The 21,406-nt window shown below is 65.6% G+C and carries 19 protein-coding genes; 8 read left to right on the plus strand and 11 right to left on the minus strand.

Translation table 11 applies throughout. From position 1 onward, the window contains the following. Positions 1-112 precede the first annotated feature (112 nt). Positions 113-643, plus strand: coding sequence for a lactoylglutathione lyase (gene gloA, locus DOM57_RS15415; RefSeq protein ID WP_110650080.1), 531 nt, complete (start codon positions 113-115; stop codon positions 641-643). 62 nt (positions 644-705) lie between these two features. On the opposite strand, the gene hutC (DOM57_RS15420) is transcribed toward gloA, so the two are convergent. The 9 genes from hutC (DOM57_RS15420) to hutH all read right to left on the minus strand — a co-directional run bounded on the left by hutC (DOM57_RS15420) (position 706) and on the right by hutH (position 10,030). Further along, positions 706-1,455, minus strand: coding sequence for a histidine utilization repressor (gene hutC / locus DOM57_RS15420; protein WP_110650081.1), 750 nt, complete (start codon positions 1,453-1,455; stop codon positions 706-708). Continuing rightward, positions 1,442-2,608 (minus strand): histidinol-phosphate transaminase, encoded by a 1,167-nt coding sequence (gene hisC, locus DOM57_RS15425; protein ID WP_110650082.1) that lies wholly within the window; start codon positions 2,606-2,608, stop codon positions 1,442-1,444. Before hisC ends, hutC (DOM57_RS15420) begins: the two co-directional genes overlap by 14 nt. Then, positions 2,601-3,431, minus strand: coding sequence for an amino acid ABC transporter ATP-binding protein (locus tag DOM57_RS15430; RefSeq protein ID WP_110650083.1), 831 nt, complete (start codon positions 3,429-3,431; stop codon positions 2,601-2,603). The genes hisC and DOM57_RS15430 overlap by 8 nt, the downstream gene beginning before the upstream one ends. Continuing rightward, positions 3,428-4,126 carry an amino acid ABC transporter permease gene (locus tag DOM57_RS15435; protein WP_110650084.1) on the minus strand — a complete coding sequence of 233 codons (699 nt, stop codon included), beginning with the start codon at positions 4,124-4,126 and terminating at the stop codon, positions 3,428-3,430. Before DOM57_RS15435 ends, DOM57_RS15430 begins: the two co-directional genes overlap by 4 nt. Then, entirely contained in the window at positions 4,123-4,779 is a 657-nt protein-coding gene (locus tag DOM57_RS15440) for an amino acid ABC transporter permease (protein WP_110650085.1), read from the minus strand. The genes DOM57_RS15435 and DOM57_RS15440 overlap by 4 nt, the downstream gene beginning before the upstream one ends. A 13-nt stretch (positions 4,780-4,792) precedes the next feature. Beyond that, positions 4,793-5,617: a transporter substrate-binding domain-containing protein gene (locus tag DOM57_RS15445; protein WP_110650086.1), complete on the minus strand. Its 825-nt coding sequence runs from the start codon at positions 5,615-5,617 to the stop codon at positions 4,793-4,795. Positions 5,618-5,800: 183 nt separating this feature from the next. Continuing rightward, complete coding sequence (locus DOM57_RS15450; protein WP_110650087.1) at positions 5,801-7,258, minus strand: FAD-binding oxidoreductase; 1,458 nt, start codon at positions 7,256-7,258, stop codon at positions 5,801-5,803. Further along, on the minus strand, positions 7,255-8,496 hold the full coding sequence (locus DOM57_RS15455) for an alpha-hydroxy acid oxidase (RefSeq protein WP_204352994.1): 1,242 nt from the start codon (positions 8,494-8,496) through the stop codon (positions 7,255-7,257). Before DOM57_RS15455 ends, DOM57_RS15450 begins: the two co-directional genes overlap by 4 nt. A gap of 1 nt (position 8,497) precedes the next feature. After that, entirely contained in the window at positions 8,498-10,030 is a 1,533-nt protein-coding gene (gene hutH / locus DOM57_RS15460; protein ID WP_110650089.1) for a histidine ammonia-lyase, read from the minus strand. 335 nt (positions 10,031-10,365) lie between these two features. Between hutH and DOM57_RS15465 the strand changes: the two genes are divergently transcribed. From DOM57_RS15465 to hutC (DOM57_RS15475), 3 genes are read left to right on the plus strand one after another with little or no spacing between them, the layout of a single operon-like run. After that, positions 10,366-11,337: an isopenicillin N synthase family dioxygenase gene (locus DOM57_RS15465; protein WP_110650090.1), complete on the plus strand. Its 972-nt coding sequence runs from the start codon at positions 10,366-10,368 to the stop codon at positions 11,335-11,337. Between the two features lies 1 nt (position 11,338). Continuing rightward, entirely contained in the window at positions 11,339-11,932 is a 594-nt protein-coding gene (locus DOM57_RS15470; RefSeq protein WP_110650091.1) for a HutD/Ves family protein, read from the plus strand. Positions 11,933-11,983: 51 nt separating this feature from the next. After that, on the plus strand, positions 11,984-12,697 hold the full coding sequence (gene hutC / locus DOM57_RS15475) for a histidine utilization repressor (RefSeq protein WP_110650092.1): 714 nt from the start codon (positions 11,984-11,986) through the stop codon (positions 12,695-12,697). Positions 12,698-12,712: 15 nt separating this feature from the next. On the opposite strand, the gene DOM57_RS15480 is transcribed toward hutC (DOM57_RS15475), so the two are convergent. Both DOM57_RS15480 and DOM57_RS15485 read right to left on the minus strand, forming a co-directional pair. Next, positions 12,713-14,029, minus strand: a complete 1,317-nt coding sequence (locus DOM57_RS15480) for a YjiH family protein (protein ID WP_110650093.1) — start codon at positions 14,027-14,029, stop codon at positions 12,713-12,715. A gap of 50 nt (positions 14,030-14,079) precedes the next feature. Further along, entirely contained in the window at positions 14,080-15,441 is a 1,362-nt protein-coding gene (locus DOM57_RS15485) for a formimidoylglutamate deiminase (protein ID WP_110650094.1), read from the minus strand. A 228-nt stretch (positions 15,442-15,669) separates the two neighbouring features. On the opposite strand from DOM57_RS15485, the gene hutU reads away from it, so the two are divergent. The 4 genes from hutU (at position 15,670) to DOM57_RS15505 (ending at position 21,306) form a co-directional block, all read left to right on the plus strand. Further along, on the plus strand, positions 15,670-17,334 hold the full coding sequence (hutU, locus tag DOM57_RS15490; RefSeq protein WP_110650095.1) for a urocanate hydratase: 1,665 nt from the start codon (positions 15,670-15,672) through the stop codon (positions 17,332-17,334). 10 nt (positions 17,335-17,344) lie between these two features. Next, a complete protein-coding gene (gene hutI / locus DOM57_RS15495; RefSeq protein ID WP_110650096.1) occupies positions 17,345-18,577 on the plus strand; it encodes an imidazolonepropionase in 1,233 nt (410 codons plus the stop codon). Then, a complete protein-coding gene (gene hutG, locus DOM57_RS15500) occupies positions 18,574-19,395 on the plus strand; it encodes an N-formylglutamate deformylase (RefSeq protein WP_110650097.1) in 822 nt (273 codons plus the stop codon). Before hutI ends, hutG begins: the two co-directional genes overlap by 4 nt. Positions 19,396-19,770: 375 nt before the next feature. Then, entirely contained in the window at positions 19,771-21,306 is a 1,536-nt protein-coding gene (locus DOM57_RS15505; RefSeq protein ID WP_110650098.1) for an HAL/PAL/TAL family ammonia-lyase, read from the plus strand. Positions 21,307-21,406: the final 100 nt, after the last annotated feature.

Consider the following 21,406-nt stretch of genomic DNA (forward strand, 5'->3'; position numbering starts at 1 on the left):
GTTTGAACAGAGTGTAGAGCAGTCTATCGTCACGGTGGAAGACGAAGCGGTTGATAGATCGGGCAATGTCCCCATTTTGTAGGTTCATCCCGCTTAGTCTATGGAGACGTCTATGGCCATTGCCGAAGACCAGGTTCCCGGTGTCCAATCCGCCACGGCGGAGAGCCAGGGATTCGTGTTCAACCACACCATGCTGCGCGCCAAGGATCCGAAAGCGTCGCTGGCATTCTATACCCGGGTGTTCGGCATGCGTCTGCTGCGCAAGCTCGACTTTCCCGAGATGCAGTTCACGCTCTACTTTCTGGCCCGCATCGACGAAGGCGAGGCGATTCCCGAAGACGACGCCGAGCGCACCGCTTATACCTTCTCGCAGAAGAGCGTGCTCGAATTGACCCACAACTGGGGCAGCGAGGACGATCCGGAACTGCGCTACCACGATGGCAACGCCGAGCCACAGGGCTTCGGCCACATCTGCTTCTCGGTGCCGGATCTCGCCGCCGCCGAGCGCTGGTTCGACGCCAACGACGTCGAGTTCAAGAAGCGCTCCGACCAGGGCAAGATGAAGAACGTGGTTTTCGTCAAGGACCCCGATGGCTACTGGATCGAAGTCGTGCAGCCGTCGCTGTCGGCGGGGCTGGGGTAATAGCCGACCCTATCCAAAAACCGCCGTTGAAGGATCGCCGATGCGAATGAGTGGCCGGGAACTCACCCGGCCTGGTTGGCGGCGCCGGTGGCGAAGCGGCTGCCGAGACGATAGCGCGACGAGGGATGCAGAAAGCGGACATAGGTGACCACCTGGCTGCTGGCCCAGGTGCGCCGCATCAGCGCCAGGCAGGGCTCCTGCGGATCGATGTCGAGGGCCGCTGCATCCTTGGCATTGGGCAGCAGGGCATCGACGATGTGCTCCATTTCGTCGACCGGAACGTTGTCGAGCAGGTAGCGCGAGGGCTGTAGCTGGTCGCCGAAGCGCTGGTCGATGAAGCCCGGTGCCATCGCCGGTGAAACGTAGCGATCCTCGAGCTGAACGGCGACTTCCTCTTCGTAATGCACGCAGCGCAGGTAATAGACCGAACGCCCGGTGGGGACATCCAGGGCGGAGGCGACCGCCAGCGGCGCGGCGACGCGCCCCAGCGTCGACACTTCGCAGTGGTAGCGGTGTCCACGGGCATGAATTTCGTCGGCGATGTTGGCGATCATCAACAGGTTGGACTGCGGTTTGGGTTCGGCAATGAAGGTGCCGACGCCACTGATCCGCTCCAGATAGCCTTCGCTGGTGAGTTCCCGCAGTGCGCGATTGACGGTCATGCGTGACATGCCGAACTCGCTCACGAGCTGATTTTCCGACGGAATCATGTCTCCCGGTTGCCACTGCCCCGACTGGATACGCTCCAGGACGAAGCTCTTGAGCTGTTGATACAAGGCCTTGGGCGGTTTGCTGGTGTCAGTGGCTGGCATCGGCAAGACTTCCGCGGACGGGGGCATCGAGTGCCTGCATCAGGGCCTCGAAAAACAGCGCGTTGTCGGCCGGACTGCCGACGGTCACCCGCAGGCAGTGCGTGAAGCCGGGCTCGCGCCAGGTCTTGACGATGACGCCATGGGATAGCAGCGCCTCGCCAACGGCGTCGGCCTCGCGTTCCAGCGCCAGGAACAGGAAATTGCCCAGCGAGGGATAGACCCGCAGACCGGCGGCGGCCAGTGCCGCAGACAGCCTGGCGCGCTCGGTGGCGACGTTGGCCAGGCTCCGCGTCAGATGTTCCTGATCCTCGAGCGCGGCGACGGCCGCGGCCTGCGCCGGTCGGCTGACATTGAACGGTGTGCGCACACGATCGACCAGATCGGCCAGCACGGGGTCGGAAACGATACCGTAGCCGACACGGAAACCCGCCAGCGAGTAAGCCTTGGAAAAGGTGCGCAGCAGCACCCAGGGTTGGCGGCTGGCTTCCAGCAGCGCCAGCACGTCGGGGTAGTCGTCCGCCAGTTGCCCGTACTCGAAATAGGCCTCGTCGAACACCAGCAGCAGGTGGGGCGGCAGGCCGGCCAGCAGGCGTTCGATCTCTGCGCGCGACAGGGCGCTGCCGACCGGGTTGGAAGGCGACGAGAACATCACCAGCCGGGTGCGCGGGGTGATCGCCCCGAGCAGGCCGTCGACGTCAATGGCGCCGGCCGCGGTGATCGGCACGCCGATCACCCTGGCGCCCATCGACTGCGGGTAGAGCGTGTGCAGGCCGAAGGCGGGCACCATGGTGACCACTTCATCGCCATGGTCGAGGAAGACGCGGGCGAGGATGGCGATCAGATCCTCCGAGCCGTTGCCGAACACCAAGCGCTCGGGGGCGATATCGAGCCGCTCGCTCAGCGCGGCGCGCAGCGTCTGGCACTCGGCATCCGGGTAGAGCGCACACTCGCGGGCGGCCTGGGTGACGGCCTCGATCACGCCGGGCGCCGGGCCGATGGGGTTTTCGTTGCTGCCCAGCCGGGCGATCCGCTCGACCCCGTAGCGCCGCCGCACGGCCTCGTTGGAAAGCCCGGCGTTATAGGGCGCCAGCGAGCGCACCTCGGCGCGTGCCAGGCTCTGGATGGTATACGCGGCGGGCGGTGAATCAGGCATGCGTGGTCGACTCCTCGAGGGTGTCCCAGAACGCGTTGCGCTCCAGGTAGTTTTGCAGGAATTGCTGCAGGCGCGGGCTCTCGGCGTGACGGAAGACCTCGCTGGGGGAGCCCCGGGCGACGACCTTGCCCTGGTCGAGGAACACCACGGTGTCGGCGACCTGGGCGGCAAAGCCCATCTCGTGGGTGACCACCACCATGGTCATGCCCTCCGCGGCGAGCTGCTTCATGACCTGCAGCACCTCGCCGACCAGTTCCGGGTCGAGTGCCGAGGTCGGCTCGTCGAAAAGCATGATATGCGGCTCCATGGCCAGCGCCCGGGCGATGGCCACACGCTGCTGCTGGCCGCCAGAGAGCTGCGCCGGGTACGCCGCGGCCTTGTCGGCGAGGCCGACCTTGTCGAGCATTGCCCGGCCGCGGTTGTCGGCGTCGGTCCGGGACAGCCTCTTGACCCGTTTCAGCGCCTCGGTGACGTTGGCCAGCACCGTCATGTGCGGCCACAGGTTGAATTGCTGGAAGACCATGCCGACGTTGCGCCGCACCTGGCGGACGCGGCGGTTGCTGGCCGCCACCCGCTGGCCCTGGCGGCCGCGTTCAAAGCCGAGCAGCTCGCCCTCGAGCTCGACCTCGCCCTCGTCGTAGCGTTCGAGGAAGGCCAGGCAGCGCAGCAGGGTACTCTTGCCGGAGCCCGAGGGGCCGATCAGGCAGACCACTTCGGAGCGGTGCACGCGCAAGTCGATGTCCGCGAGCACGGTGTTGTCGCCGAAGCGCTTGCCCATTCCACGGGCTTCGATGATGGCGTCGTTGGCGCGGGAGGCGCTCATGCGATGTCCTCCTGGAGAGTCTTCTTGACGGGGCTGGTCCCCAGGTAACGCTGGGCGCGACGCTCCAGCGCTTGGCCGACCCGCGAGGTGGCCTCGACCAGCGCCAGATAGCCCAGGCACAGCGCCAGCAGCACCTCGGCGAAGGCGAAGGTCTGCGAGCCGATGCCGCTGAGTACCAGCGTCAGTTCGGGCACGGTGATGATCGACAGCACCGGGGTCTCCTTGCACAGGATGGTGACCATGTTGACCAGCGCCGGCAGAATCAGCACCAGCATCTGCGGCAGCTGGATGCGCCGGATCACCTGCAGCCGCGAGAGCCCCAGGCACTCGGCGGCTTCCAACTGGCCGGGGGGAATCGAGTTGAAGCCGGTGCGAAAGATCTCGGCGAAATACACGCTGCCGTACACGCCCAGGCCGATCAGTCCCGCCGGGATGGCATCCAGCGTGATGCCCAGCGCAGGCCCGCCGTAATAGAGCAGGAACAGCTGGATCAGAAACGGCGTGCTGCGGATGATCTCGATATACACGCGCAGGATGGCGCGCAGCCAGCGTGGGCCGAACAGCTGCAGCACCGCCACCAACAGGCCGAGCGCCAGGCCCAGTGCCACGCCGCCAAGCCAGGTGCCCAGGGTGACCATGAAGCCATCGGCGATCGCGCCCAGGTTGTCGGTGAGTACGCTCAGGTCGAATTTCATGCGCCACTCCTGCGCAGGCGGATTTCCAGCCAGCTACCCAGCAGCGCCAGCGAGACGTTGAGCACGCAATACAGTGCCGCCGCGGCCAGGTAGAACTCGAGTTGCAGGAAGGTGCTGGCGGCCAGGTTCTGCGCGGTTCGCGTGAGTTCGGAGATGCCCACCACCGAGATCAGCGAGGAGGCCTTGATCAGCAGGATCACCTCGTTGACCAGCGCCGGCGAGGTCAGCCGTACCACCTGGGGGATCTGTATGCGCAACAGCAGCGCGCGATGCGACAGACCGAGCATCAGCGCGGACTCGGCCTGGCCCTTGGGCAGGGTCAAAAAGCCGCCACGCAGGATCTCCGCGATATAGGCGCCGCAGCACAGCGACAGACCGGCGATGGCCGCCACCACCGGCGTCACGCCCAGCCCCAGGCGCGGCAGCACATTGTAGAGAAACAGCAACTGGATCAGCAGCGGCACGCCGCGGAAGATCGTGATGTAGGCGCCGCCCAGGCGCCGCAGGACGGCGCGCGGGGAAAGCCTCAATCCGCACACGCCGACGGCGATTACGAAGCCGATCGCCAGGCCCACGGCGGACATCTGAAGCGTCGACCAGAGGCCCGCCAACAGCATCGGCAGGCTCTGGATGATTTGGGACCATTCGAGCATGGGAACTCAGCGATCAGATGTTGGGTTCGAAGTCGCCACGCGGCGTATCCATTGCCTGGCCCAGCCACTGCTTCTGCAGCTCGGCGAGGCGGCCGTCGTCCTTCATCTTCAGCAGGACCTCGTCGATGACGTCCAGCAGCGGGCGGCTCTCCTCGTCGTCACGTCCCAGATAGGCGAAATAGCTTGGCTCGCCGAAGGGCGGCTGAACGACCTTGAAGACGTTCGAACGCTGGCTGGCGACGTAGCCGATGTTGGGCAGCGAATTGGCGACGGCGTCGATGCGTCCGGAGGCCAGCGCGGCGTAGGCCTGGTTGTTGTCGACGAACTCCTTGATCTCGACCGGCTCGTCGAGGGTTTCGGCATACGCCTTGAGTGCCGCCAGTTGGGCGGACGACTGGCCGCCACCGGCGGTCTTGCCGGCGATGTCCTCGGGGCTTTCGATGCTGTCGTCGCCGGCGCGCTTGAGCAGCGCCACAGTCGATTCGGCGATCGGCGTCAGGAAGTGATAACGCGCCTTGCGCGCTTGGGTGACAATGATCGGCCCGGCGACGATGTCGAAGTTACCGGCCTCGAGACCGGGCAGGACGCTCGGCCAGGGCAGGTCGATGAACTCGATCTCGACGCCCAGCTCCTTGCCCACCTCGGCGAAGATGGCCTTGTTGAGCCCGGCCTGTTCGCCGTTCTCGTGGAAGTCGAAGGGCGCAAACTGCATTTCCGTGGCCACTTCCAGCACGCCACTCTGGCGGACATCGTCCAGCGCATCGGCGCTGGACGTCAGCGAGGCGGCGCTAGCGGCCAGGCCGAGGCAGAGTGCGAGCACGCGGTTCTTGTTGTTCATGAATGACTCCTTGGCTGAGAGGCCGGCAGGGCCGGCGAGTCGGGCTGGGTCGGTGCCCAGGGTTCGGTGACGTCTGTCATCTTGCAGTGTTCGTGCCAATGTCTAGCCCTGTATATACTTTTCAGTCGCTACACGCAGCGCCTGGCCGTTGCGCAGGCGGCGGCGACGTTTCCAAAGACGTGTCTACGGCTCGTTTGCGCCATGCTGGTGCATGTCCGGCACGCCTGTGGCTGCGCCCTCGTCCACCTCGTCGGCCGGCAGCAGTTTGCCGGGGTTAAGGATGCCGCGGGGGTCGAAAGTGCACTTGAGCATACGCATCGCGTCGATGACATTCGGGGTGGCGCTATGGTGCAGGAAATCACGCTTGAGCAGGCCGATGCCGTGCTCGGCGGAGATCGAGCCACGCCGCTCGCCGACCAGCCGGTAAATTTCGGCTTCGATGGCGTGGCGAGTCGCCGGGGTGTCCTCGGCCAGCGAGCGGCCGTCCACCGTCAGGTGCAGGTTGCTGTCGCCGATATGCCCGAAATTGACAATGCGCGCGCCCGGCCAGCGTTGCCGCAGCGCCGCACCGGCGGCCTCGACGAAGGCGCCAATGTCGGCGATCGGCAGGCTGATGTCGAAGTTGATCGGCGCCAGCTTGACCGGAAACTCAGCGGTCGCCTCGCGGATCGTCCATAGCTCGCGGGCCTGGGCGGTGCTGCTCGTCAGCACGGCGTCCTCGACCTCACCCGCTTCCAGCGCGGCCGCCAGCGCCGTTTCCAGGCGGTTGGCATCGCCTTCGGCCTCGCACAGCACATAAAGGGGATGGCTCGCCGCAAGCGGCGGCTGGCCACCCTGCCAGTCGCAGCTCATGGCATAGAAGTCCTGCCACATCACCTCGAACGCCTCCAGCGCCAGCCCGGCGCCGCGCAGGCGGTGCAGCAGCGAGACCGCCGCCGGATAGTCGCGCAGCGCACACAGCAGGGTGTGGGTTTCGCCCTGGGGCGGCGCCAGGCGCAGCACGGCGCGGGTGATGACGCCCAGCGTGCCCTCGGCGCCGATGAAGCAGTGCTTGAGGTCGTAGCCGGTATTGTTCTTGATCATGGTATTCATCAGATCGAGAACCCGGCCGTCGGCCAGCACCACCTCTAGGCCGAGCACCCGGTCGCGGGTCATGCCGTGACGGATCACCGCGTGGCCGCCGGCGTTGGTGGCGATGGTGCCGCCGATCTGGCAGGTGCCGCGGGCGCCGAAGTCGACCGGGTAGCGGAAGCCGGCCTCTTCTGCGGCGTCCTGCACGGCCTGTAGTGTCGTGCCGGCGCGCACCGTCAGGGTCGCGGCGGCACGGTCGACGCTTTCCACGCCGGTGAGCCGGGCCAGCGACAGCGCGACGCTGTCGGCGCTGGGCACCGCCGCGCCAGCCAGCCCGGTCATGCCGCCCTGGGGGACCACCGCGCGGCGGTGTTCATGACACAGTTTCAGCAGCCTGGCGACTTCAGCCGTGCTGGCCGGGCGCACCAGGGCCAGTGGTCGGCAGGCGGCGTGGCCGGTCCAGTCGCTGTGGCAGGACTCGGGAATCGCCTCGCCCAGCAGCACGCTGTCGCCGAAGGCGTCTTGCAGCGCATCCAGAAAGGCGTCGTCGGCGGTGCTGGCGGAACTCATGGCAGATCTCCCGTGGCCGGCTGGGCGGTGGCGGTCGCTGGCGCGCCGGACGGGGACAGCTGCGGGGAAGGGCTCAGGCAGTCGCGGTCGAGCTGGGCCAGGCGGGGCCGTCCCAGCAGCGCGAGGGTGTTGTGGAGCTGCTCGTGGAGCAGCGTCAGGGCGTGCGCCGCGCCGGCCTCGCCGCCGACCGCGAGGCCATACAGCGTGGCTCGCCCGCTGAGTACGCCATGCGCACCCAGGGCCAGCGCCTTGGCGATGTCGCTGCCGCGCCGGATGCCGCTGTCGAGCAGGATCTCGAGCTCCTGGCCCACGGCGTCGACGATCGCCGGGAGGCAGTCGAGGCTGGCCGGCGAGTCGTCGAGCTGGCGGCCGCCGTGGTTGGTCACCACGATGCCGTCGGCACCCAGTTGCTGGCAGCGCCGGGCGTCCTCGGCACCGAGAATGCCCTTGACGATCAGCTTGCCCGACCAGTGCCGGCGAATCTCGGTCAGGGTGTCCCAGGTCAGGTCGCTGGCCATCTGCTGGCCGATGTAGGTCGCCGCGCTGGCCGCGCTGTGCTGTCCGGCGGGCAGATACTTGAGCAGGTTGCCCAGCGTCGGCAGGCTGTCGGGCCACAGCGCCTGGGCGGCCCAGCGCGGGTGGCACAGGGCATCCAGCGTGTGGCCCGGGGTCAGGCGCCGCGGGCTCAGGTAGCTGCGGCTATCCCATTCGCGCCGGCCCAGCACCACGGCGTCGGTGGTAATCACCAAGGCCTCGGTGTTGGCCGCCCGGGCGCGCTCGATCAGGTCCCGGGTCGCCTGCTTGTCGCGCAGCGGATAGAGCTGGAACCACAGCCGTCCTTCGGGAACCGCGGCGGCGACTTCCTCGAGACTGTTGCAGGACACCGTGCTCAATGTGAACGGCACGTCGTGACGCTGTGCCGCACGAGCCAGGGCGATGTCGGCATCGCGCCACAGCATGCCGTTGTAGCCGGTCGGGGCGATCGCCAGCGGCATCGCACAGTCCCGGCCCAGCAGGGTGGCGCGACTGTCGGTCTCGCTCAGGTCGACCAGGGTGCGCGGCCGCCACTGCCAGCGCTGGAAGGCGTGGCGGTTGTCGGCGAGGGTACGTTCATCCTCGGCGCCGGCACTGACGTACTCCCAGGCGAAGGCGGGCAGCCGCTGGCGGGCCATCGCGGCGAGCTCGTCGATGCTCTGGGCATGGTGCCAGCGATGGCTGCGGGCGAAGCGTCGTTTCACGTCAATCCTCGGTGTACAGGCGTGGGCGGGGCAGCAACTTCTCGAAGGCAGCATCATCGACGAAGCGCTGCGCGGCGTCGAGATCGGGGGCGAAATAGCGGTCTCGTTCATAACGTGCCACGTCGCGGCGGATCAGCGTCAGCGCTTCTTCGAGGGCCGGCGAGGTGGCCATGGGGCGATGGAACTCGATGCCCTGGGCCGCCGCCAGCAGCTCGATGGCGACCACCGCGCTGGAATTGAACGCCATGTCGGCCAGCCGGCGGGCCGCGAAGGTCGCCATCGAGACGTGGTCCTCCTGGTTGGCGGAGGTCGGCAGGCTATCCACCGAAGCCGGGTGCGCCAGGGTCTTGTTCTCCGAGGCCAGTGCCGCCGCGCTGACCTGGGCGATCATGAAGCCGGAGTTGAGTCCACTGTCCTCGACCAGGAAGGCCGGCAACCCCGATAGCGCCGGGTCGACGAGTTGTGCGATGCGCCGCTCCGAGAGCGCGCCGATCTCCGCGATCACCAGCGCCAGCACATCGGCGGCCATGGCGACCGGCTCGGCATGGAAGTTGCCGCCGGAAAGCACGTCGCCGTTGTCGAAGACCAACGGATTGTCGGAGACCGCGTTGGCCTCGCGCAGGAACACCCCGGCGGCGAAGCGCAGGTGATCCAGGCAGGCGCCCATCACCTGCGGCTGGCAGCGCAGCGAATAGGGGTCCTGCACCCGCGGGCAGTCGCGGTGCGATTCGCGGATCCGGCTGCCGGCGAGCAGTTCGCGGTAGTAGGCCGCCACGTCACGCTGACCGGGATGGCCGCGAACCGCCTGGATGCGTTCGTCGAACGGGGTATCCGAGCCCTTCAGGGCGTCCACCGTCAGGCTTCCCGCGACCACCGCGGCGGTGAACAGCTTCTCGGTGGCGAACAGCCCGCGCAGCGCCAGCGCGGTGGACACCTGGGTGCCGTTGATCAGCGCCAGGCCCTCCTTGGGCGCCAGCGTCAGCGGCGCGAGGCCGGCCAGCGCGAGCCCTTCGGTGGCCGGCATCTCGCGCCCCTGGTGGCGCATGCGGCCCTCGCCGAGCAGCGTCGCCGACAGATGCGCCAGCGGCGCCAGATCTCCCGAGGCGCCCACCGAACCCTTGGCCGGAATGCACGGGTAGACCCGCGCGTTGTACAGAGCCAGCAGCGCTTCGATGATCGTCCAGCGCACCCCCGAGTGGCCGCGCGCCAGCGAGGTCGCCTTGAGCGCCAGGATCAGCCCCACCGTGGCGTCATCCAGTGCGTCGCCGACCCCGGTGCTGTGCGACAGCACCAGATTGCGCTGCAGTTCGGTCAGCGAGGCGCGCGGTATCGAGGTCTGGGCGAGCACGCCGAAGCCGGTATTGATGCCGTAGACGGTACGTCCGCTGTCCAGGATGGCGCTGACCGTGGCCTCGGCGTCGTCGACCCGGGCGCGGCTAGCGTCGTCGAGCGTAAGCGTAGGGCTGCGCTCGTAGAGTTCACGCAGCGTGTCGAGTGTCAGATTGCCCGGAGAGAGCCGCAGCGTTGTTGTCATGATCGTTCCCTTACGGGTGCCGGCGATGTCTGCCGCCGTGAAGCAGGTGCGCAAAGGCAGGGTTTTATCCTGTATATACAGGAACACTTTTCGATGCAAGTGCCGTACGGGAAGGAATGTGCGTTGGACAATGGTTGGCGAGTTAGTGGTAAGTTTTAGTGCATGTTTAGGTCATTTATCCCTTTTTAGTGCATCAAAATCGCCGAGTTATCGCGAGTTCGCTTTCTTCGCGAATGGCGCGTTGGCAAATTTGCATGTATATACTTATGGCGTGCGGCAGCTGGACCGAGCGCTGCCTTAGGCGGATGAATCCTTACGATGGGAGAAAAGCAGTCATGACCCAACCAACAACTACAATACCCCTGGTCGACATGCAGGGCGTGCGCGAGAGGGACCCACAGAGCCTGACCCGGGCCGGCGAAGCGATACGTCGCGCCTGCACCGAGGTTGGCTTCTTCTACATCGTCAACCACAGCCTGCCCCAGACGGTGATCGACGACGCCATGCAGGCGGCCCAGGCCTTCTTTGCCGAGCCGCTGGAGCGCAAGACCGAGGTAGCGGTCAACAAGCGCCACCGCGGTTTCCATCGACGGGGCGGCGCGACCATGTATCAGGCCACCCGTCCCGACGAGAAGGAGTTCTTCGGCTTCGGGCTCGACCTGGCGGAAGACGACCCCAGCGTGCTGGCGGGTGAGGCGCTGCGCGGGCCCAATCAATGGCCCGGCTTTATGCCTGAGCTGCAGCGGGCGATGGACAGCTACTTTCTCGAGGTGGGGCGCTGCGGTGCCGACCTGCTGCGCGCCGTGGCGGTCAGCCTGGAGATCGACCCCGAGTTCTTCGTCGCCAAGTACACCAAACCGTTGCAGCGCACCCAGGCGGTCTATTACCCGGTGCAGCCCGATGATCGCCCGGCGGACCAGTTCGGCGTCGCCCCGCATACCGATTACGGTTGCATCACGCTACTCTACCAAGATGCCATCGGTGGCTTGCAGGTCCGCGAGCTGGGCAGCGAACGCTGGATCGATGCGCCGTTCATCGAAGGGTCGCTGGTGGTCAATGTCGGCGATCTGCTGGCGCGCTGGTCCAACGATCGTTTCCGCTCAACCCTGCATCGGGTGATCAACACCAGTGGCCGCGAGCGCTACTCCATCGCGACCTTCTACGATCCCGACTACGGCGCCCGCGTCGACCCGGTCGATCTCGGCGTGTCGGTGGACGAGGCCCGCTACCCGCCGGTGGCGGCGGGCGATTACATCCTGGGGCGCATCGATGCCTCGATGAGCTATCGTAAGACCGCCGCGTCCTGACATGGGCCTGCCTGAAACGCTGCGCTTCGCCGAGCTTGAGCCGGTTGCCTGGCGCAACGGCGGCGGGATCACCCGCGAACTGGCTCGTGAGGCAACGCATGAAGAGGGCGCAGATCCGGGTTGGCGGGTCTCGATCGCCGAGCTCGATAGGCCGGTGCCGTTCTCGACATTCGCCGGCCTGGCGCGTCACTTCACGGTGATCGGCGCGCAGCCGGTAACGCTCATGCTCGGCGAGCGGCGTGTCGAGCTGGTGCCCTTGGAAAGCCTGGCCTTCGCCGGCGACGCCTCGGTGAGTTGCCTGCTGCCCGACGGCCCCAGCCGGGCGCTGAACCTGATGTACAATCCGCAGCGCTGGCGGGCCAGTATCGCCTGGCTCGACCCCGGCGAAGCGCTGACGCACGATGGCGATTGCGAGACGCTGCTGCTGGCCGTGATCGGCGACGTGCGATTGGCCGGGCAGGCGTCGGCGCGTCTCGATTGTGGCGACGCCTGGCACTGGCGTAGGCTTGGCCCGCTCGCGACGTCGACGACCTATACGCTGGAGGCGCCGGAGACGGCACGCCTGACCAGGATTGATCTGCGACCGCTGACCTGACGTTCTGTTCGAGCGACGGGGCTGGGCGGCAGAGGACTTCGAGGAGAACCCGTGGGACGCCAACCGCCCCGTTATCAACAGATCAAGCAGTACCTGCTGGAGAACATCCGCACGGGGCATTTTCCGGCCGATCATCAAATCCCGCCGGAGGAGCAACTGGCGGTGACCTTCGGCGTCAGCCGCATGACCGCCAACAAGGCGATCCGCGATCTGGTGCAGGAGGGCTATCTGGTCCGTCAGTCGGGGATTGGCACTTTCGTCACCGATCGTCGCTCGGAATCGCCGCTGGTCGAGATCAACAATATCGCCGACGAAGTGCGCCGCCGGGGTCATGGCTACGCCAACCGCGTGCTCTCCTGCGAAGCGATCAGCGCCGACGACGAGATAGCGCTGCGCATGGGGGTGCGCATCGGCGTGACGCTGTTCCACTCGATCCTCATCCATCTGGAGGACGGCCTGCCGATCCAGCTCGAGGATCGCTACGTCAATCCGCGCTGGGTACCCGGTTACCTCGAGGCCGATTTCTCGCGCCAGACGCCCAACGAGGTGCTGGTCGCCGCCTGCCCGATCAGCGACATGGAGCACGTCGTCGAGGCGGTGCTGGCGGACCCCCAGGCCGCTGACTGGCTGGAGGTCGAACCTTCACTTCCCTGCCTGAGCGTGCGCCGGCGCACCTGGTCGGGCGATCACCTGATCAGCTATGCCCATCTGCTGCATCCCGGCGATCGCTACAAGCTGCGTTCCATGGCCCATTCGGCTACCTAATTCACCAGCCAGTTATCAACCCACCAGCCAGGCGGCGAAATACCCGGCGGGAATCGCCAGCGCCAGGCTGAGCAGCGTGCGGATCAGCCAGATCACCACGATGCGGCCGATGGAAAGTGGAATGGTCGTCGACAGAATGCACGGGATCGACGCCGAGAAGAACAGGATCGACGACACCGAGACTACCCCGGCGGCGAAGCGTGCGGGTAGCCCGGCGTCGGCCATCAGCAGTGCCGGCAGGAACATCTCGGCCAGCCCCGAGGCCGTCGCCTGTGCCAGCTGGCTCGCCTCGTCGATGCCGAACAGCGCAATCAGCGGGTAGAAGACCAGCCCGATCCATTCGAACACCGGAGTGTACTTGGCCAGCAACAGGCCGAGCAGGCCCACCGAGAGGATCGAGGGCAGGATGCTCATGGTCATCCGCATGCCTTCCTTGAGGTTGATCGCCACGCTGCGGCCGAGGCTGGGCGCGCGTTCGGCGGCGCTCAGGCTCTCCTGCCAGGCTCGGTTCAGCCTATGGCCGCGGGCCACCGGCGCCTCTGCTTTCGGCGTGTCGTCGTTGATCCGCGAGAGTGGCGGCAGGCGCACGGTGATCGCGGTGACCACGAAGGTGATCAGCAGGGTCAGCCAGAAATACAGGTTCCACATCGCCATTAGATCCAGCGTCTTGGCGACCACGATCATGAAGGTGGCCGAGACGGTGGAGAAACCGGTGGCGATGATCGCCGCTTCGCGAGCCGAGTACTGGCCGGCCTGGTAGACGCGGTTGGTGATCAGCAGGCCGATCGAGTAGCTGCCGACGAACGACGCCACGGCATCGATGGCCGAACGCCCCGGGGTGCGCCATAGCGGCCGCATCAGCGGCTGGCAGACGACCCCGACGCCCTCGAGCAGGCCGTAGTTGATCAGCAGCGCCAGGAAGATCGCGCCGATCGGCACGATCAGCCCCACCGAGATCACCAGCTTGTCGAACAGGAACGGCAGCATGTCCGGGGTATGCAATGCCGCCGGTCCGGCGCCGGTCAGCGCCAGCACGCCGAACAGCACGCCCAGCCACTTGAATACGGTGAACACGCTCTCGGTGCGATTGGCGCGCCAGCGTCCGGTGATCACCGGATAGAGCGCCCCGGCGATGATCACCGCCATGGCGTAGTACGGCACGGCGCCGCCGAGCAGACCGCGCACGGCGGTCACCATATGGTCGAGCAGGATCGTCGTCTTGCCGTTGATGGGCAGCGGTACGAAGAACACCAGAATGCCCAGCAAGCTGGGCACCAGCAGCTTGAACAGCGTCGCGGGGGTGGGCTTGGGGATGGCGTTGGCGGTGGCCATGGGGGACTCCAGGATTGTTGGGGTTGTTGTTGTCGGGTGGGTGCTGTTCCCTAGCCAAGTTCGCGGAACAGCCGGGTCAGCGCCGCCTGGTTGTTGGCGTCGAGCAGGTGACGGCGCGCCTCGACGACCCAGCGACCGGCGACCATCACATCGCGGATCTGCTGCTTTGAACCGCCGAACAGCCAGCGTCCCAGACGCGTCTCGTCGCTGGCCGTGGCCAGGTAGGGATCGTCGCCTTCAAGTATCACCAGGTCGGCACGCATGCCCGGGGCGATGGCGCCGATCGGTTGCCCGGAGGCCTGGGCGCCGCCGGCCAGTGCGTGACGGTAAAGCCAGTCACCGACCTGGCGGGTGTCGCCGTTCTGCAGACAGTTGCGCTGCTGACGGACCAGCCGTTGGCCGTATTCGAGCAGGCGCAACTCTTCGACCACGTCGAGCGAGACGTGGCTGTCGGAGCCGATGCCCAGCCGCCCGCCCCGGGTGGCATAGTCGACAGCAGGAAACAGCCCGTCGCCGAGGTTGGCTTCGGTGGTCGGGCAGAGCCCGATGACCGCTCCGCTGGCGGCAAGATCGCGTACTTCGCCGGCATCGAGATGGGTGGCGTGGATCAGACACCAGCGCGCATCGACCGCGACGTTGTCCAGCAGCCAGCGCACCGGTCGACACCCCGAATAGGCCACGCTGTCCTCGACTTCGCGCTGCTGCTCGGCGACGTGGATATGCCGGGGGCCGGCGGGGTCAGACGCGAGGACTTCGCGGATCTGCTCCGGGGTCACTGCACGCAGCGAGTGGAAGGCCAGGCCCAGCGCTTGGGTCGGATGGTTGGACAGGCGCGGCGTCAACCGCTCGAGCAGATGCAGAAAGCCCGGCGCGTCGTGAATGAAGCGGCGCTGTCCGGCATTGGGCGGTTGACCGCCGAAGCCGCCGTGAGCGTAGAGCACCGGCAGCAGGGTCAGACCGATGCCGCTGCGCTCGGCGGCAGCGCTGATTGCCCAGGCCATCTCCGCGGGGTCGGCGTAGGCGCGGCCGGCCGGGTCGTGATGCAAGTAGTGGAACTCGCTGACCTGGGTGTAGCCGCCCTTGAGCATCTCGACATAGAGCGCTTGGGCGATGGTCGCTACCTGTTCGGGAGTCAGGGTATCGACAAGGCCGTACATGCGCTCGCGCCAGCTCCAGAAACTATCCGGGCGCTCGCTGCCGATCTCGGCGAGCCCCGCCATGGCGCGCTGGAAGGCGTGCGAATGCAGGTTGGGCATGCCGGGCAGCGCCGGTCCGGCCAGGCGTTGGGCATCCCCGGCGCCGCTATCCGGCGAGACCGCTGCGATGAAGCCGGCGTCGTCGACCTCGATCAGCACGTGCCGGGCCCAGCCGTCGGCTAGCAGGGCATGTTCCGCGAAGAGGCGTTGGGCCATGACGAACTCCTATGAAGGTCTAATGTATATACATATACCGAAGAGCAAGCGCCGAGTAAATCCTTGCGAATGCTCAGATCCGGAAGCGCTACTTTGGTGCAATAAATCGCTTTAGGCCCCAAATTAGGGCGTCTTCAGCGGCGGTGAGGGAAGCATTGCACGCAGTGCATGGCTGGCATAATGTATATACATATCTCAATCCATCCGATACCACTCCCAGGAGCGACCATGGCCTCTTCCCGTTTTCGCGATACCGAGATCCGCGCCCCCCACGGCAGTCAGCTGAGCGCCAAGAGCTGGCTCACCGAGGCGCCGCTGCGCATGCTGATGAACAACCTCGACCCCGACGTGGCCGAGAATCCCAAGGAGCTGGTGGTATACGGCGGCATCGGCCGCGCCGCGCGCAACTGGGAGTGCTACGACGCCATCGTCGATGCTCTCAAGCGACTCGACGACGACGAGACGCTGCTGGTGCAGTCCGGCAAGCCGGTGGGCGTGTTCAAAACCCACGCGGACGCGCCGCGAGTGTTGATCGCCAACTCCAACCTGGTGCCGCACTGGGCCAACTGGGAGCACTTCAACGAGCTCGATGCCAAGGGTCTGATGATGTACGGCCAGATGACCGCCGGCTCGTGGATCTACATCGGCAGCCAGGGCATCGTTCAGGGCACTTACGAAACTTTCGTCGAGGCCGGGCGACAGCATTATGACGGCGACCTGCGCGGGCGCTGGATTCTCACCGCCGGGCTGGGCGGCATGGGCGGCGCGCAGCCGCTGGCGGCGACGCTGGCCGGGGCCTGCAGCCTGAACATCGAGTGTCAGCAGAGCCGCATCGACATGCGCCTGCGCACCCGCTACGTCGACGAGCAGGCTGACGATCTCGACGACGCCCTGGCGCGCATCGAGAAGTACACCCAGGCCGGCGAGGCCAAGTCGGTCGCCCTGCACGGCAACGCCGCGGAGATTCTGCCCGAGCTGATCCGGCGCGGCGTACGACCCGACATGGTCACCGACCAGACCAGCGCCCACGATCCGCTCAATGGATACCTGCCGGCGGGCTGGGAGTGGGACGACTACCGTGAGCGCGGCAAGCGCGAGCCGGAGGCGGTAGTCGAGGCCGCCAAGCAGTCGATGGCGGTGCATGTCCAGGCGATGCTCGACTTCCAGGCGCTGGGCGTGCCGACCTTCGATTACGGCAATAATATCCGCCAGATGGCCCAGGAAGAGGGCGTCGCCAACGCCTTCGATTTCCCCGGCTTCGTGCCCGCCTACATCCGCCCGTTGTTCTGCCGTGGCATTGGCCCGTTCCGCTGGGCGGCGCTGTCCGGTGACCCTGAGGACATTTATAAGACCGACGCCAAGGTCAAGGAGCTGATCGACGATGCGCCGCTGCACCGCTGGCTCGACATGGCCCGCGAGCGGATCAGCTTTCAGGGTCTGCCGGCACGCATCTGCTGGGTCGGGTTGGGCCAGCGCGCCAAGCTCGGTCTGGCGTTCAATGCCATGGTCCGCTCCGGCGAACTCTCGGCGCCGGTGGTGATCGGCCGAGACCATCTCGATTCCGGCTCGGTGGCTAGCCCCAACCGCGAGACCGAGGGCATGCAGGACGGCTCGGATGCGGTCTCCGACTGGGCGCTGCTCAATGCGTTGTTGAATACCGCCAGCGGTGCCACCTGGGTCTCGCTGCACCATGGCGGCGGCGTGGGAATGGGCTTTTCCCAGCACGCCGGCATGGTGATCGTCTGCGACGGCAGCGAAGAGGCCGACCGGCGCATCGCCCGGGTACTGCACAACGACCCGGCTACCGGCGTGATGCGCCACGCCGATGCCGGCTACGATATCGCCATCGACTGCGCCCGCGAGCAGGGCCTCGATCTGCCGATGGTCGACTGAGGAGGCACGTATGGATGTAGACAACCAGCCATTGGCGGGTGACAGCCTGTGGCGCAACCTGCAGGCGGTGACGATGCGTGGCGGCGGCTACGCGGTGATCGACGAGGCCGCGCTGGTGATCCGCGACGGACATATCGCCTGGATCGGTCCCGAAGCCGAACTGCCCCCCGTCAAGGTCAGCGAGACCCGCGATCTCGGCGGGCGCTGGCTGACCCCGGGGTTGATCGATTGCCACACTCACCTGGTGTTCGGCGGTGATCGCAGTCGTGAGTTCGAGCAGCGCCTGGAGGGGGTCAGCTATAGCGAGATCGCACGCCAGGGCGGCGGGATCGTCAGCAGTGTCAGAGCGACCCGGGAAACCGACTTCGAGACGCTCTACGCGAGTGCCGAAGCACGAGCGCGGGTGTTGCTAGCCGAAGGCGTTACCACGCTCGAGATCAAGTCCGGCTACGGTCTCGATCTCGACAGCGAAAGGCGCATGCTGCAGGTCGCCCGGGAACTGGGAAAACGCTTGCCCGTCACGGTAAAGACGACTTGCCTGGCCGCCCACGCCCCGCCGCCGGAGTACGCCGGTCGCGGCGATGACTACATCGAACGGGTGTGCGAGACGATCCTGCCAACGCTGGCGGGAGAGGGGCTGATCGATGCCGTCGATGGCTTCTGCGAGGGCATTGCGTTTTCTCCGGTACAGATGCGTCGGGTCTTCGAGACGGCACGCCGGCTCGGCCTGCCGGTCAAGCTGCACGCTGAGCAACTGTCGCGCCTGGGAGGCTGTGAGCTGGCGGCCAAGTTCGGCGCGCTGTCGGCCGATCATGTCGAGTACGCCAACGGCGACGATGCGAAGGCGATGGCGGCCAGTGGTACCACTGCCGTGCTGCTGCCCGGTGCGTTTCTGACGCTGCGGGAGACCCAATTGCCGCCGATCGAGGCGTTTCGGGAACATGGCGTCGCCATGGCGCTGGCCAGTGATCTCAACCCTGGTACCTCGCCGGTGCTGTCGCTGCGGCTGATGATGAATCTCGCTTGCACGCTGTTCCGCCTGACACCGGAGGAAGCCCTGGCCGGTGTGACGCTGAATGCGGCCAGGGCGCTCGGCATCGGCGCCAGTCATGGCTCGCTCGAGGTGGGCAAGGTGGCTGACGCGGTTGCCTGGGACGTGACCGGGCCGGCGGAACTCGCCTACTGGCTGGGCGGCCAGCTACCCAGCATTCGCTTCCACCATGGAGAGACAATCAGCGCATGAGCAGTTTCCAATTGATCCGGGGAACGACGCCTTTACTGGTATCGATGCCTCACGCCGGGACTCGCCTGACGCCGCAAGTCGAAGCCGGACTGAGCGAACGTGGACGATCATTGCTCGATACCGACTGGCATCTTCCGTGCCTGTACGATTTCCTCGACGCCCTCGGTGTGAGTCGGCTGCAGGCCGAATACTCTCGCTATGTCGTCGATCTGAACCGGTCTCAAGACGACAAGCCGCTCTATGCCGGCGCGACCACCGGTCTGTTCCCGGAGATCGATTTCGACGGCGAGCCGCTGTATCGGGCGGGGCATGAGCCTTCAAAAGACGCCCGGGAGTGGGCGCTAGAGAACGTATGGCGGCCTTACCACGCTGCTTTGAGCGAGGAGCTCGAGCGTCTTCGCCGGCGTTTTGGCTACGTGGTGCTGTTCGACGCGCACTCGATTCGGTCGCGGGTGGCGAGGCTGTTCGATGGCCAGTTGCCCGACATCAACCTCGGAACCAATGATGGTGGGAGTTGCGATCCTACCTTGAGCGATCGACTCGAGGCGATCTGCGACGCACAGACCGACTACACCTGGGTGACCAACGGGCGGTTCAAGGGCGGCTTCATTACCCGTCACTACGGAATGCCGCGCGATAATGTCCACGCCGTGCAACTCGAGCTTTCCCAGGCGACCTATATGGAGGAGCCGCGGGAGGCCGATCAGATCGAGGCATCAACGACGTTTCCCTATCGGGAGGCACATGCCGGACGTGTCAAGCCGGTGCTCGAGCGTCTGCTGCTCGCCTTGACGCAGTGGCGACCGCCACAGTGCTAGCATTCGTTTGACGATGGCTGGAACCCGTGGCGGTTCATTCTCATGGCTGGGGCCGGCCATGAAAACGCCCGCGCGCCTGACGACGGCGCCGGCACTGGGCATTGGTAAGCCCTACGGCTCGATACTTGGACGATGTAATGAAATCTCGGTGGAAGGCCATGGTTTTTATTTGTATATACAAATAGTCTCAAGTATTGGGCTCATTCAATGACCTCCATGACCTAGTCACGAGGACAGCTTGATTGCTGTTGCAGCTCCACTGAAAGAGTGATTGTATATACATAGTGGTCGTGTTGAAGCTCCACCGCAAAGACAACAACAATCAAATTGCCGGCACCTTTCAGCAGTGAGTGGCCGACATGGAGGTAGCATTACATGAGTTCCTTTGCATCAGCTCCTTCGTATCGGCTCCTCCCTGATACGTTGCCACTCGATGTTGACGATGTCGCGGCTGTCGCCTGCGGAAAAGCCTGGTTGACCGTCTCTCCCGAGATCGAGTCTAGACTCGCGGCGGCGCGTTGGGTCGTCGAACGCAGCGTTGCGGAACAGTTACCCATCTACGGATTGACGACCGGCTTGGGCGCTGGGGTCGATACGACACTGGACGCCGACGATTTGGTTGCATTCCAGAACCGGGTTCCCCTGGCACGTTCCGTAGCTGTTGGTGACAGTGTTCCGCGCGAAGCCGTCAGAGCGATGATGGTGGCGAGGGCCTGCGGGTTGGCGGCAGGTGGCAGTGGCGTTTCTTCGATCGTGCTGACCCGGCTGATCGACGCCATCAATGCGGGCTTTCATCCAGTCATCCCTCGGCACGGCTCGCTGGGGGCGGCGGACCTGGCACAGCTTGCGCAGATGACCCGGGCGCTGATGGGGGATGGCCGAGTGGAATGGCAGGGTCACGTGCTCGATGCCGGGGAGGCACTCGCCCGCGCGGGTCTCGTACCCCTGGAGTTGGGCCCCCGGGATGGGCATGCCCTGGTGGCTGCCAACAGCTTCTCGGTTGGCCAAGCCTGCTTGCGGCTGGCGGATATTGGGCGTTTGCTAGATTGGTCCTGTCTTGCCGCCGCCCTGAACTGCGAAGGTTTCCGCGCCAACACCAATGCCTTCGATGAAAGGGCCATGGCGGCTCGCCCGGCCTTTGGTCAGCGGCAGGCAGCCTCTCGATTACTCGCTCATCTTCGCGGTGGTGAGCTGATGGCAGAAGGGGCTGCGAGGAAGCTTCAGGACCCGCTCAGTTATCGTTGCCTGCCGCAGATTCTGGGCGCTGTCATGCACGCGCTCGACGAAGCGCGCGAGGCGACGCGTATCGAGCTGGCAAGCGGCGGTGACAACCCGGTCATCCTGGCGGATGAGGCACTGGTGCTACCGAACGGCAACTTCGATACCACAGCCTTTACATTGAGTTGGGCGCGGCTTGCTCTGGCCATAGCGCAAAGTGCCAATGCCACCGCTCATCGCATCATGAAGCTGATGTCGCCGCACGATTCCGGATTGCCGCGTTTTCTCACTCCGCTGGGTCAGAGTCGTACCGGTTTTGCCACTGTGCAGAAGACCGTCTCGATGCTCGAAGCGGAGATTCGTCACTTCGCCGCTCCTATGCCAATGTCTGCCATCCCCGTCGCTGATGGAGTCGAGGATCATGCCTCACTTGCTCCCAGCACGTTGGCGAACGTCGCGGAAGTCGTCGAGCGCATGCGCTGGCTGGTGTCGATCGAGTTGGTGGTTTCCGCCCAGGCGGTGGATTTGCGTAGTGCGTCCAATGCCCTCGGTCATGGTACCCGGAAAGCCTTGGCTTTCGTGCGCGAACATGTCGCCGCCCTGCATGAAGACAGACCTCACAACTGTGATTTCGAAACGATCAATCGTTTGATAACAAAACAAATTTCGCCGACGGCTGATCTGGATCCATAACTCGCCTCACACGACAGCAACAATAACGCTCCAGGAGGAAAACAATGAAAACATGGCGGTCTCAAGTTCCAAGCGCAACGCTATTGAAGGGTGTTCGGTC

The organism is Salinicola peritrichatus, from assembly GCF_003206715.1.
Classification (GTDB): Bacteria; Pseudomonadota; Gammaproteobacteria; order Pseudomonadales; family Halomonadaceae; genus Salinicola; species Salinicola peritrichatus.